Origin of the sequence: Candidatus Electronema sp. TJ, from assembly GCF_048287355.1 — a bacterium.
In the GTDB taxonomy this organism is placed as follows: domain Bacteria; phylum Desulfobacterota; class Desulfobulbia; order Desulfobulbales; family Desulfobulbaceae; genus Electronema.
In genome coordinates this window covers 1-11480 of sequence record NZ_JBLWEP010000065.1, presented here as the reverse complement: position 1 = coordinate 11480, position 11480 = coordinate 1, and the positions used below count along the sequence as shown (strand labels likewise).

At 59.4% G+C, this 11480-nt stretch carries 14 protein-coding genes; 7 read left to right on the top strand and 7 right to left on the bottom strand.

Annotated elements, in window-relative coordinates:
• The 3 genes from ACNKID_RS06465 to ACNKID_RS06455 form a co-directional block, all read left to right on the top strand.
• On the top strand, nucleotides 1-597 hold a 597-nt coding region (locus ACNKID_RS06465; protein ID WP_417912617.1), incomplete at its 5' end, for a hypothetical protein.
• 5 nt (nucleotides 598-602) lie between these two features.
• A complete protein-coding gene (locus tag ACNKID_RS06460; protein ID WP_417912616.1) occupies nucleotides 603-1313 on the top strand; it encodes a pseudouridine synthase in 711 nt (236 codons plus the stop codon).
• 174 nt (nucleotides 1314-1487) lie between these two features.
• Entirely contained in the window at nucleotides 1488-1787 is a 300-nt protein-coding gene (locus ACNKID_RS06455; RefSeq protein WP_417912615.1) for an HU family DNA-binding protein, read from the top strand.
• 23 nt (nucleotides 1788-1810) lie between these two features.
• Here the strand turns inward: ACNKID_RS06455 and rimO are convergent, their stop codons facing one another.
• Both rimO and ACNKID_RS06445 read right to left on the bottom strand, forming a co-directional pair.
• Nucleotides 1811-3139, bottom strand: coding sequence for a 30S ribosomal protein S12 methylthiotransferase RimO (gene rimO / locus ACNKID_RS06450; RefSeq protein WP_417912614.1), 1329 nt, complete (start codon nucleotides 3137-3139; stop codon nucleotides 1811-1813).
• Between the two features lie 8 nt (nucleotides 3140-3147).
• Nucleotides 3148-4209, bottom strand: a complete 1062-nt coding sequence (locus ACNKID_RS06445; protein ID WP_417912613.1) for a hypothetical protein — start codon at nucleotides 4207-4209, stop codon at nucleotides 3148-3150.
• A 442-nt stretch (nucleotides 4210-4651) separates the two neighbouring features.
• On the opposite strand from ACNKID_RS06445, the gene ACNKID_RS06440 reads away from it, so the two are divergent.
• From ACNKID_RS06440 to ACNKID_RS06430, 3 genes are all read left to right on the top strand, one after another.
• Nucleotides 4652-5068 (top strand): hypothetical protein, encoded by a 417-nt coding sequence (locus ACNKID_RS06440; protein WP_417912612.1) that lies wholly within the window; start codon nucleotides 4652-4654, stop codon nucleotides 5066-5068.
• An 81-nt stretch (nucleotides 5069-5149) separates the two neighbouring features.
• Nucleotides 5150-5593, top strand: a complete 444-nt coding sequence (locus ACNKID_RS06435) for a hypothetical protein (protein ID WP_417912611.1) — start codon at nucleotides 5150-5152, stop codon at nucleotides 5591-5593.
• 135 nt (nucleotides 5594-5728) lie between these two features.
• Nucleotides 5729-6067, top strand: coding sequence for a hypothetical protein (locus ACNKID_RS06430; RefSeq protein WP_417912610.1), 339 nt, complete (start codon nucleotides 5729-5731; stop codon nucleotides 6065-6067).
• 85 nt (nucleotides 6068-6152) lie between these two features.
• On the opposite strand, the gene ACNKID_RS06425 is transcribed toward ACNKID_RS06430, so the two are convergent.
• The 5 genes from ACNKID_RS06425 to ACNKID_RS06405 form a co-directional block, all read right to left on the bottom strand.
• Nucleotides 6153-6533, bottom strand: coding sequence for a hypothetical protein (locus ACNKID_RS06425; RefSeq protein ID WP_417912609.1), 381 nt, complete (start codon nucleotides 6531-6533; stop codon nucleotides 6153-6155).
• A gap of 148 nt (nucleotides 6534-6681) precedes the next feature.
• Nucleotides 6682-7953 carry a branched-chain amino acid ABC transporter permease gene (locus tag ACNKID_RS06420; protein ID WP_417912608.1) on the bottom strand — a complete coding sequence of 424 codons (1272 nt, stop codon included), beginning with the start codon at nucleotides 7951-7953 and terminating at the stop codon, nucleotides 6682-6684.
• Nucleotides 7954-7991: 38 nt separating this feature from the next.
• The gene (locus ACNKID_RS06415) at nucleotides 7992-8291 is read right to left on the bottom strand and encodes a hypothetical protein (RefSeq protein WP_417912607.1); all 300 of its coding nucleotides are present in this window, start codon (nucleotides 8289-8291) and stop codon (nucleotides 7992-7994) included.
• Between the two features lies 1 nt (nucleotide 8292).
• Nucleotides 8293-9072 (bottom strand): lysophospholipid acyltransferase family protein, encoded by a 780-nt coding sequence (locus ACNKID_RS06410; RefSeq protein WP_417912606.1) that lies wholly within the window; start codon nucleotides 9070-9072, stop codon nucleotides 8293-8295.
• A 12-nt stretch (nucleotides 9073-9084) separates the two neighbouring features.
• Nucleotides 9085-10290: an NAD-dependent epimerase/dehydratase family protein gene (locus tag ACNKID_RS06405; protein WP_417912605.1), complete on the bottom strand. Its 1206-nt coding sequence runs from the start codon at nucleotides 10288-10290 to the stop codon at nucleotides 9085-9087.
• 213 nt (nucleotides 10291-10503) lie between these two features.
• On the opposite strand from ACNKID_RS06405, the gene ACNKID_RS06400 reads away from it, so the two are divergent.
• Nucleotides 10504-11064, top strand: coding sequence for a manganese efflux pump MntP family protein (locus ACNKID_RS06400; protein ID WP_417912604.1), 561 nt, complete (start codon nucleotides 10504-10506; stop codon nucleotides 11062-11064).
• Nucleotides 11065-11480: the final 416 nt, after the last annotated feature.

Below are 11480 nucleotides of genomic sequence, written 5' to 3'. Positions count from 1 at the left end.
CGGAAACGCCGGGTGCTGATTCTCAAGGAGCTGCCGCTGTTTCTGTTCTGCCGTCTGCCCAGCATTGTTCGGCGGAAGATCAACAAGCAGTTTGCTTCTGGCATGACCTGCTGCTACCGGGTGCCGCATTATTCGGACATGGTCGGTGGGAAGATTCCTGCATGGTTTTATGTCGGCAGGAACGCTCAGCTTATACTCTCTTTTCCGTGGAATAGACCATTGCATTGCGAGGAAGAGGACGAATGCGGCAGCGTCAGCAGCTTCATCTATTGCAATCATGTTTCCTGTCCTTCTTTGGAAATTGAGATTGAGGCCGAAGGATTGCAAATTGACGGCGAGCGGCGGCAGATATATGAACTCAGCACCTTGCCTGCTGTGTACCGCTGGAATTTTTCCGCTGACAACTCTGGAACATTTATTATAAAAATCACAGCCAAACTGCATGCCAGCCCAGATGGCGAGCCAGTGCACGCTTTTGCCGCGCAGCGAATCCGGGTACTGCAACTTCCCTTTCTCAACGGCGACCAAGTACGGACGGCAGCGGCAGCTTCCGCAGTGCTGACCGTACTTTCCGCCATCAATCTCTTCTTTTGCTGAAACAAATGGAGCGGCTGCAAAAGATCATCGCCAGTGCAGGCATCTGCTCGCGCCGCGCCGCCGAGCAGCTCATCGCTGCTGGCCGCGTAACGGTGGACGGCGAGATTGTCACTGAGCTGGGCTGCAAGGCGGACCCGGCGCAATCAGCTGTTGCCGTTGACGGCAAAGTGCTGCGGCTGGAAGAGGAAAAGGTCTGTCTCCTGCTCAACAAGCCGCGAGGCTACGTCACCACGCTGTCGGATCCGCAAGGCCGCCCAATTGTCAGCGACCTACTGCCGCCGGAGATTAGACAGCGGCTTTTCCCGGTAGGCCGTCTGGATCTTGACAGCGAGGGCGCATTGCTGATGACCAACGACGGCGAGCTGGCCAACAAAATTCTGCATCCAAAATTTGAGGTGAAGAAGACCTACGAGGCCACGGTGCGCGATGCACCTGGCGAGGATGATTTGCGGCGGCTGGAGCAGGGTCTGCTCATCGACGGCCAGATGACTTGGCCTGCGCGGACCAGGGTGCTGCGGCAGGAGAAAGGCCGTGCCGTGATTGAAATTGTCATCCACGAGGGTAAGAAGCGGCAGGTGCGGAAGATGTTTCAAACAGTCGGCCATCCGGTGCTGCGGCTGAAGCGGACAGCCTACGGCGGCCTGCGGCTGGGCAGTCTGGGGCCGGGGAAGTGCCGCTCTCTGAAGAAAAGTGATATTGCGAATATATTCCGCTGAATATAAAGACAAATTCCTTTACAATCAGTGCGATAACTGCCATAATAGAAAGTGGAGGCTCAAGGAGCCGCGTCGTTGCCGTCAGGCAGGCGGCGCATAGAACAAGAACGACCGTCCTGTCCCGTTGCAGAAGGCAGGGCGCGACTGCGCAACCAAAGGAGAGAACTGCACAGCATGAACAAATCAGAACTGATAGAGACGCTGGCCGAGAAAGTCAAGCTGCCGGTGCGCGAGACCGCCTCCGTGACCAAAACTATCATCGATGCCATGAGCGAGGCTCTGGTCAAGGGTGATTCGATTGAGATACGGGGTTTTGGCAGCTTCACGGTCAAGAAGTACGACTCGTACACAGGCCGCAACCCGAAATCCGGCGAGAAGATCGACGTGGCTCCGAAGAAGCTGCCTTTCTTCAAGGTCGGCAAAGACCTGCGCGAGCGGGTGGACGCAGAGGCGCGGAAAACGGACGGCAAGTAAGCTGCTCCGGCGCAGGGCGGAATTCAGCTTATGATTCCGCCCACCAAGTCATACACATGAGCCTCGGCGATGCGCACTTTGACAAGCTCGCCGGGGCTTGCCTCACCCTCGTTGATGTAGACGCAGCCGTCAATGTCAGGAGCCTGAAAGCGGGCGCGGCCTTCCAGCAGCAGATCCGTTTCTTGGCTCAGCCCTTCCACCAGCACTTCCTCCTCCCGGCCAACCAGCCGCCGCAGCCGCTGCTGGCTGATTGCCGCTTGGGCTTCCATCACCCGCGCAAAGCGCTCCTGCTTCACCTCGTCCGGCACCTTGGGCTGGAACTCCGCCGCAGGTGCGCCCTCCTCGTCCTCATAGGGGAAGACCCCGACATGATCTAACTGCCAGCGTTGCAGGCAGTCAAGCAGTTCGTCCGCATCTTCTTCCGTCTCGCCGGGGAAGCCGACCATCAATGTGGTGCGCAGGGCGCAGTCAGGAATCAGGCTGCGGATGCGGCTGACGAGCCGGTCTAAGTCCTGCCGCCCGTAGCGTCGGCCCATGCGCCGCAGCACGTTGCTGCTGACATGCTGAAAGGGAATGTCGAGATAGGGCAGGAGGCGCGGCTGTCCGGCCATCAGCTCAAGCAGCTCGTCCGTGACTGAAGCAGGATAAAGATACAGCAGGCGCAGCCAGGGAATGCTGGTCTCCGCCAGCAGCTGGCGGAGCAGGCTGGCCAGACTGCCGCCCAGATCGCTGCCATAGGCGGTCAGGTCTTGGGCGATGAGCGACAGCTCCTTCACACCTCCCTGTTCCAGCGCACGTGCCTCAATGATCAGATCAGAGGCGGGCCGACTGCGCAGCTTACCCCGAATAGCCGGAATCATGCAGTAAGCGCAGCGGTTGTCGCAGCCCTCCGTGATCTTCAGCCAGCTGCGGAAGGGCGGCGTGGAGAGACGGCGTGGCTGTGCGCTGCTGATCAGGCTGCATGAAGGCTGGCTCAGAATCAGCCGCTCCGCTTTGCCGTCGGCCAGCTGGCTGATCAGCTCCAGCAGCCGCTGCTGGTCGTCAATGCCGACAAACAGGTCCACCTCCGGCAGCGCGTCCTGCAAATCCTTGCCATAACGCTGGACAAAGCAGCCTGTCACCACCAGCTTCTTCGTCGGATCACCCTCTTTATATTCAGCCAAGTCCAGGATCTCATCCACCGCCTCCTCGGCTGCCGGGCGGATGAAACCGCAGGTGTTGACCAGCAGCAGCTCGGCCTCTGCCGGGTCTTCCACAGCCTGCCAGCCGCCGAGTTCAAGAGCACCGAGCATCAGCTCGGAGTCGACCAAGTTCTTCGCGCAGCCGAGGCTGGTGAGATGCAGTTTTTTCATATGCTAAATCAGGCCCCGCCGTCCACGTCCAAGATGTCGACCAGGCGGCCCGTGTATTCTTCCCGCACTTTGGCCAGCAAAGCCGCGTAGTTGTCCATAGTCACATTGAGCGTGAGCAGCGGCGAGTCTGTCCAGCCCGGCAGCACATGCAGGCCGTTGCCAGTCACGCGTACCGCGTCGCCGGTCGCGCCGCCCTCGCGCATGTCAAGCAGACGCAGGCGTAGCTCGCCGCTCTGCGCGTCAAACACTGCCTCGACCCGCGTTCTTTCGCTGGTCGCGTTGAGCTGGCCGCCAGTCACCCGCGCCAGCGGGCTGGCTTCGGATCCGCTGAGAATGCCGTGGTTCTGCCCCAAGCTTACTGCCAGCGGCGTGCGCAGCAGGCGCGGATAGATGCCGGTGCGCAGGCTGCCGCGCGGCGTGTAGCGGGTCGAGATGGAGACGCGGTACTCATTGTTCCACTGCTCGCTCTGTTCTGGCACTTCTGGCATGAGGGTAATCATGCTGTTCGACATCACGGCAAAGCGCGTCTGCACAATCCGCCCATCATTGGTGCCTTCAATGACACATTCCCCATTGCCGCCATTGATATCAAAGGCCATTTCTGTTCCAGTCAGACGCAATGCGCCATATGGATTCAGCACATTCTTCAGACGCAGCACTGTGTCTTCCGCCCCGGCAATCACAGGCGTTTTATGATCAGGAGGCCGGCGTTCGAGCACGACTTTCTGTCGCAGCGCCTCGGAGTATGTCCGCGCCGCATACACTTGCACATTGACAACCGCGTTCGGAGGCAGCGGATCGTCTGGCGCATCCATTTTGGCCGAAATGGTGAGGCGGTAGGTGAAGGCGTTTTCCAGCGTCACCTGATTCCCTTCCAGCAGCTGCTCCATGATCTCCGCGTCCCGCGCCCGCAGCACCGCCTCAGCCTGATCCACGCTGCACACTGGATTTTTCAGGACTATCTGCTCGGCCAGCTTCCGATAGCCAACGCTGTCTTTCGCAATAACCCGTGCCCAGTAAGACGGCGGAGTGGTCATGGCATTCATTTCGGGCCGCCATAGAACAGACATGATCGCTTCTCCTTGCTGAAAAGTTCAGGTGCATAAAACTGCTCTTGAAATATCCTCAGGCAAACACTGTAGAAAGGTGCCGATTTTTTGTCAATGGGAAAATACGCTGCAGCGGCAGACGTGCCTGTTTTCCGACACTGGGCCACACAGGGCGAAAGATGTTTCGGCCCTGCGTCAAGACCGGCATGATTGCTTGGTCTCCGGGAGCAGCACTGCCTAGTCTTGGGGAGCAGCACTGCCTAGTCCCTGAGAGCAGGCAGTGCTGCTCCTTGGCAGCAGGCCTGCCTGGTCTTTGGCTGCAAGCATGTCTCTGGATTTTTCCGCAACGCTTCCAGCCTGAAGAAAAAGCATTTGACAAAACTATCCACCATGTGGCAGTCTGAAGGAAGACAGACAATTTTTTTTCTAAGAGAAATCAGAAGGCTTGGAGGAGGGCCAACTTATGCTTCTCTTAAAAAGGTGGAAGTGCATCTGGCTGTTGCCCTGCGCTCTGCTCCAGCTTGTGCCGGACAGAGCTGCGGCGCAATCCGCGCCAATGACCGAGATTGAGAAAGGCTGCGTTGCCATTGCCGCCGAAGATGCGGTGCAGTACAACGAGGCGTTTCGGCAGACTTTTAATGAGACGGTGCGGCGCGTGCAGGAGCAGCGCTGCCCGCCAAATCCTGATTGGATGACCCTGCCGGAAACATTCGCCATGCAGCCGCTGCTGCCGATGCTCCCGCAGGCCATGCAGCCCAAGCTGTCCGCATGTTTCATCGCTGAGCCGGAGCGGGTGCGGGATGTCGCCTACGATATTTTCCTTATTATGCAGGCTGCGCTGGAGAAAGCGCTGCCGCGTCCCTTCTGCCCGCAGCACTGAGGCTCAGCGCGGGCAGAACTTCGCGCCCGCTTATGCGAGGCGCATTTTCTTATCAAACCGTCAACTTGGAGGAATCGTGCCATGGGTATGCTTTCATTGAAACGACAGAAATGGACAGGGCTGCTGCCTGTCATCCTGCTCTGGCTGCTGCCTGGGAACGCGGCGGCGCAGAACAGTCCTCAGCCAGTGAGCAATGAAGAGGGCAAGTGCGTTGTCAGTGTTACCAAGGACGCGCTGCAAAATAATCAGCAGGTGCGGCAGCAGCTTGACCAGACGCTGAGCCAAGTTCGGGCGCAGAGCTGCCAGAGCGGCGAGCAGATGGCGATGGAGCAGTTTGTCATGATGATGTACTCTGTTTTAGCCAGCATGACTCAGCATGAGGTGCTGATGAAATGCTTTCCAATGCTCCTCCAGCAGCAGCAGAACGCGCAGACGCACGAGAAGCTGAATATGGTCATGCAAGTGACCCAGCAAATCATGGCGCAGACGCTCGCACAAAGTGTCCCGCGCCCGCTTTGCCGGTAGTGCAGCATTAAAGAGAAGGCCATGCCTGGCAGCATCTGCGCTGTCAGGCACTTGCATCATCGGATGCGGCAGCACTGGCTGGCGGCATGTCAGACTGAACAATGCGACTAAAAAAGGGGGGGGAGAGAGATAAATATGAATGATCTGCTTTCCATGCCGCTGGGCATCTTGCTTATGATGGCCCTGACCGTCATGCCGATTAAAATTGCCGCAGATCTGTTTGGCGCGGAAAACAATCAGATAAAGCACTGCGCCATAGCCTTGACGCTTGAAGTGCTGGCAGCAATATTGCTGATTGTGTCAGTGGGGGGATTCTCAGCCGTCATGCTCATATTTGTCGCAGCCTCGGCAATCTATTGGATCGTGCTGAAGATATCCTTCAGCTGTTCTTTCGTCTTCACAATCTTTGTATGTATCATTCAGCTTGGGATGCTTCAGTTTCTGGCGAAACTTCCTGCGCTGATCTTGGGCTGATGCGGAGCGTGTGACAGGGGGGCTGACAAGACGGGGCGCAGGCCGGGACGAGCGAAGCCTTCCCCGGCCTTTGTGTTTTGGGCAGTTATGCGGCCGCAGATTCCTCCTGCTCCCGCAGCCGGAGCGCACAGTTTCTCCAGCAGCCAGCACTGCCGCAGCGCTGCGGCAGCCGCTCGCTGGTGACGACGAAGCCGCCGCCCCGGCTGCTGCACGGGCAGCGATCGCTTTCCGGGTCAAAATCCACGACAACAGCACCTTCGGCCGCCGCCAAGCTGCGGTCAATCAGGAAGATCAGCCCGTCAAAGGCAAAGCGCAGGTCGTTTTCCAGCTCTCCGCAGAGAGAGAGGCGCAGTGTCTGGCCCCGGCAGCTGCCCTCTTTCAGGACAATGCGGATTGAGCTGCTGATGTCGAGCTGCGCCAAGAGCGTTTTGATGGCTTTCAGAGCGGCATCGGTCACTGTCAGCATGGTTTCTCTCCTTTTTTTTCTGGGTGAATGGTTCAGCCTCCAAGCATCATTCAAACGGGCCATTATACCTTGGAAAAAAGAAAAAGCATCCGCCTTTGAATCTCTTGACAAAACTGTTCAGTTTGCCACACCGTGAGACTGCGGCGCTTCAGCGCGGCCTTGGCCGCAGCAGCCGCCGGACGTTCAGTTCGGTGAAGGCGATCAGACCGTTGGAGCGGTAGATCATGATCAGGATGAGCAGCAGGGGAATGATGATCCACTTCCAGTGGTTGAGCGGCTTCAGGCCCTCGCTGAGGGCACTGATGCTCACCGCGCCGAGAATGGATCCGGCGATGGAGTTGAGTCCGCCGAAATAGACCATGGCCAAGGTCTCGGCCAAGGTTTGCAGGCCGAAGCTGGCCGGGTTGATGAAGCGCACCAGATGGGCGTAGAGGCCGCCCGCCACGCCCGCCCAGAACGCGCCGAAGAGGAAGGCGGTCATCTTGACGCTGCGGGTGTTGACGGTCATTGCGCTGGCTGCCGCTTCGCTGTCGCGCACCGCGTTCAGGGCCTTGCCCCGGATGGAGACAGTGAAGTTGTGGATTGTCCAGACGCAGAGGCAGGTCCAGGCGAAGACCGCAGGCAGGGAGGAGTAATCCGGCTGGCTGCTCAGGCCGCTCGGCCCGCCGAGGAAGGACATGTTCTCCGCCGCGCTCTTGACCATGAACATGAAGGCCAGAGAGATCACGGCCAAGTAGTCGCCGCGCGTGCGGAAGGAGGGGATGGCCACGATCAGCGAGCTGAGAGCGGCAGCCAAGCCGCTGACGAGCAGGATCAGCGGGAAGAGCCACGGGCCGAGGGCAGGATCAAGCAGGGCAGGGCCGAAGAGCTTGCTCTCGGTGAAGAGCTTCAGGCTGAGGCAAGAGGAGCAGTACGCGCCCACAGCCATGAAGCCGGGGTGCGAGCAGGAGAACTCGCCCAGCCAGCCGTTGATGATGTTCAGGCTGAGGGTGAGGATGACCGCGATCAGGGTCAGCTTGACCACCAGCGCCCGGTAATCGCTGATGCCCGCCCAGAGGTGCAGGATGCCGTAGAAGGCGGCCAGATGCAGCAGCGTGGCCAGCCAGACCGGCAGCTGCTCAAGCCAGGCCGAGAGGCGGTTCATCAGCGGCGCGGAGAGACGGGCGGCGAGCAGCGTCGGCAGGATGTAAACAAGCAGGTTGTAGCCGAGCACGCCGGGAACAACCTGCGGTCTCAGGTCCTTGAGGGCGCTGAACAGCTCGGTGATGCCGAAGAGCACCGGGATGTTCGGCAGCCAGAGCTGGTACGCGGTCTGCGCGCCGAGATAATGCTCCAGCAGGGCTGCTGTCAGGCCGCCGAGCAGCCAGCCGGAGAGCGGGACGCAGGAAAAGAGGTGCAGGAATGCGCGGAGAGCTTTCATGGCGTGTGAGGAGCGGGACTAGGTTCGATGTGTTCAGGTCAACGCAGCAGCGTCGGCCCGTCAGCGGCAAAGGCGAGGCTGGTCAGGATGAGGCCGATGAGCAGGTCTGCCGCCGCTTTCCACAGCTCGCCCCGGCGTTTCTCCAGAACAAGGAAGAGCGCGCCGATCAGCTGCGCCACAAAGAGGATGAAAAGGAGGATCAGCAGCGTGACCTCGACATGAATCAGCGGGCTGTCTCTGTAGACTTCAGCAGCGTCCGTCTGCCCGCTGTGCAGCGAGGCGATGCCGAACAGCACCAAGCTGAGAAGGGAGAAATGCCAGCGGCAGGCGCGGAGCATGTTATATATCTCCGTCCATGCCGCAGCCCGTCTCCGTAGGCGGCGCGGCCAGCGGTAGGTGGCATTCGTCCAGCAGCCCGGCCACCCGCTCTTGGAGGAGCGCGGCCAGGGCCTGCTTGTCTTTGGCCTTGAAGCCTGCCGCCGGCACAGGCGGGCCGATGCGCAGCAGCACCTCGCCGCCCCGCGAGAGCAGTTTGCCCTTGGGCAGGGCCTGATGCGTGCCGTTGAAGCCCACCGGCACCAGCTCCACTCCGGCCTTGATCGCCAGCAGCACCGCGCCGGTCTTGAACGGCTGGAGATGGCCGTCCGGGCTGCGGGTGCCTTCAGGAAAGAGAATCACCGAGCTGCCTTCCGCGATGCGCTGGGCCGCGTCGTTGAGGCTCTGCACCGCCTCCCGTCCGTGCGAGCGGTCAATGGGGATGTAATCCACCGCCTTCATGCCTGTGCCGAAGACAGGTATTTTGAACAGCTCTTTCTTGGCTATCCAGCGGTAGTCATGCCTGATGTAGCCGGAAAAGGCCATGATGTCGGCCATGCTGCAATGGTTGCCGATAAAGATGTAGGGCCGGGCCGGATCCAAGTCTTCGCCGCCCTCCACACGCACCCGGATGTTGGCGATCCGGCAGAGCAGCCGCCCCCAGGCGCGGGGAAACTGCTGCGCCTTGGCCTTGGATTTGCGGAACCAGCGTACGTCGGCCATCGCGCTGAAACAGACGGCGGCAGTCAAGGGCGGTATGGTGAGCAGGGCCAGCAGCCCGCGCAGATATTGCATCGGAGACATGAGTCAGAGTGTTCAGAAGTCAGCCTCGCCGTCGTCGGCAGGCTCGGAAGCCGCCTCGGCGGCCAGCTCGTCGGTCTGCAGCAGAGCGGTCCAAGGCGCGGTGGAGTCGGCATGAACGCTGCCGAGTAGCTCGTCAGGATGCCGGAGGAAATCGTTGGCCAGCTCGTTGCCGATGAACTGGTCGCGGAAGCGGGTGATCAGATTGAGATGCGCCCAGCGGGTCAGATAGTAGATGACCAGCCTCGGCAGCCGGGTGTAGATGTCCTCGTCCGGGGCCGGATCAATATAACTGGAGCGGCGCAGCTTCTCGGTCGAAAGCGTCTGCGAGAGATAGACATTCTTAAGGAACATATACTCCGGCGGCAGGCGGGCGGTGATGCCGAACCAGTTCAGCACGCCGGTCACCCGCTCCAAGAAGAACTTGCCAGCGATGACCACGGGATAGGGCACGTAGATTTCACGCGGCAGCTTGACCTCCAAATAGGCCCGGATGGTCAGGATCAGGTCGTCCAAGGCCACCGGCTCCGGGTCGGCGAAATGATAGACCTGGCCGGAGAACTCCTCGCGGCGCAAGAGGACGTGGTGGACGAAGTGAGGAATCTTGGCCGCGCTGGTGTAAGAATGTTTCACCCCGCGCTTGGTGAAGAGGAAGGGCACGGCCTCGTCGGCAATGGCGAAGAGCAGGCGGTGGAAGCCCTGAATCTTGTGGTCGTGCTCGCCATAGACGATGGAAACCCGGATGATGGTGCAGTCCAGCCCGTGATGCCGCATCATGTGCTCCAAGGTCTTTTCCGCCATCAGCTTGGACTTGGCGTAGTTGCTCATGCCGGGAATCAGCGTCAGCCGGTCCTCCTCAGCCAGGTTCTCGCCGTGCGGCATGACGGCGGCGGAGCTGAAGTGGATGTACGGAATGTTCAGGGCGCAGCAGGCCCGCGCCAAGTTGACGCAGCCGAGATAGTTGACCTCAAAGGCCAGCTGCGCATCTGAGTCCAGCGAGGCCATAGCCGCGTTGATGACAAAATCCGGCTTGGCCCGCTTGAGATAGACGATGATGTCCTGCGCGTTGCGGATGGACAGCTTCTTTGAACTGGGGGCGCGGATGTCGAAATCATCCGGGGCCTGAGTCTTGAAGTAGTGCGCAAGAGTGCCGCCGATCAGGCCGGAGCCGCCGATCAGCACACCGAGACTGCGTTTCTTTTGCGAGGGAGCCTGAGCCATGTTTCTTTGGATGGAGCTGCGATGTCGGGTCTGTCCTTCTCCTTTAGCATGTTTGTCCGTAAAAATCACCCTTTTTTCAAAGCTGCGGCACGATGCCGCGCATTGACGGACAGCGGCGGATCGGCTATGCTGCGCTGAGTCCATGTCCTGCATCTTGGCAGGATGCAATCAGAATATCTTAATTTGTCCGTCTGCGACGAGCAGCATCCTCAGATGAGTTTTTTTGAAATCATTGTCATCGCCTGCGGCCTGGCGATGGACGCTGCTGCGGTCTCTTTGGCCGCAGCGGCAGCAGGCTTTGTCCGTGATGCCCGCTCCTCCTGCCGCCTCGCCTTTCATTTCGGCTTTTTCCAAGCCCTGATGCCGGTGCTCGGCTGGCTGGCCGGAGTCAGTTTCGCCGCGCAGTTCTCCGCCTTTGATCATTGGATCGCCTTTGGCCTCTTGAGCTTTGTCGGCGGCAAGATGCTTTACAACGGCCTCAGCACCGAGAACGAGGAAAGCATTGCCGATGATCCCTCGCGCGGCCTTACCTTGGTGCTGCTCAGCCTGGCCACCAGCATCGACGCGCTGGCCATCGGTCTCAGTCTTTCCATGCTGGAAGTGACGATCTGGTATCCGGCAGCGATGATCGGCATCATCACTGCTCTGCTTTCCACCCTTGCCATGATGATTGGCAGAAAGGTCGGCACAGCCTTTGGCAAACGGATGGAGATGGTTGGCGGCGGAGTTTTAGTCGGCATAGGCATACGTATTCTATGGTCGCATCTTGTTTGACTCACCTGCGAACAGTTGCAGCTTAACCAAACACGTTTGCAGCTCAGCAGAAAACCTTGCTGGCTGAGCCAAGAACCTTTCCGGTTAAACAGAGAACGTTTTCTGTTTCACCGGAAAAGGTTTCAGCTCGGCAAGAATGATTCACGGCTCAGCCGGAACCATCTGTAGCCGAGCTGAAAATATCCGCAGCTCGGCCACGAAGATCTGAAAGCGAGCCGCAACCCTTCACGGCTCGGCAGAAACCGCCGCTGCTTTGGCTTCCTGTGGAGGGCCAGCTGGAGAAAAGAAAAAAAGCCTCTCTGGCAAGTTGAAAACAATTCAACGGATAGGCCGACTAGCTGCCAGAGGATAGGGCTCCGCTGAAGTTAACATAACCCAAGTTGTGACCTCTGCTGTTCACGGAAAAGTTTCTTGCG

Excerpts from the sequence above, each read along its gene's own strand:
- ACNKID_RS06460 (WP_417912616.1), top strand. The coding sequence starts at position 603 with ATGGAGCGGCTGCAAAAGATCATCGCCAGTGCAGGCATCTGCTCGCGC.
- ACNKID_RS06455 (WP_417912615.1), top strand. The coding sequence starts at position 1,488 with ATGAACAAATCAGAACTGATAGAGACGCTGGCCGAGAAAGTCAAGCTG.
- rimO (WP_417912614.1), bottom strand. The coding sequence starts at position 3,139 with ATGAAAAAACTGCATCTCACCAGCCTCGGCTGCGCGAAGAACTTGGTC.
- ACNKID_RS06445 (WP_417912613.1), bottom strand. The coding sequence starts at position 4,209 with ATGTCTGTTCTATGGCGGCCCGAAATGAATGCCATGACCACTCCGCCG.
- ACNKID_RS06440 (WP_417912612.1), top strand. The coding sequence starts at position 4,652 with ATGCTTCTCTTAAAAAGGTGGAAGTGCATCTGGCTGTTGCCCTGCGCT.
- ACNKID_RS06435 (WP_417912611.1), top strand. The coding sequence starts at position 5,150 with ATGGGTATGCTTTCATTGAAACGACAGAAATGGACAGGGCTGCTGCCT.
- ACNKID_RS06430 (WP_417912610.1), top strand. The coding sequence starts at position 5,729 with ATGAATGATCTGCTTTCCATGCCGCTGGGCATCTTGCTTATGATGGCC.
- ACNKID_RS06425 (WP_417912609.1), bottom strand. The coding sequence starts at position 6,533 with ATGCTGACAGTGACCGATGCCGCTCTGAAAGCCATCAAAACGCTCTTG.
- ACNKID_RS06420 (WP_417912608.1), bottom strand. The coding sequence starts at position 7,953 with ATGAAAGCTCTCCGCGCATTCCTGCACCTCTTTTCCTGCGTCCCGCTC.
- ACNKID_RS06415 (WP_417912607.1), bottom strand. The coding sequence starts at position 8,291 with ATGCTCCGCGCCTGCCGCTGGCATTTCTCCCTTCTCAGCTTGGTGCTG.
- ACNKID_RS06410 (WP_417912606.1), bottom strand. The coding sequence starts at position 9,072 with ATGTCTCCGATGCAATATCTGCGCGGGCTGCTGGCCCTGCTCACCATA.
- ACNKID_RS06405 (WP_417912605.1), bottom strand. The coding sequence starts at position 10,290 with ATGGCTCAGGCTCCCTCGCAAAAGAAACGCAGTCTCGGTGTGCTGATC.
- ACNKID_RS06400 (WP_417912604.1), top strand. The coding sequence starts at position 10,504 with ATGAGTTTTTTTGAAATCATTGTCATCGCCTGCGGCCTGGCGATGGAC.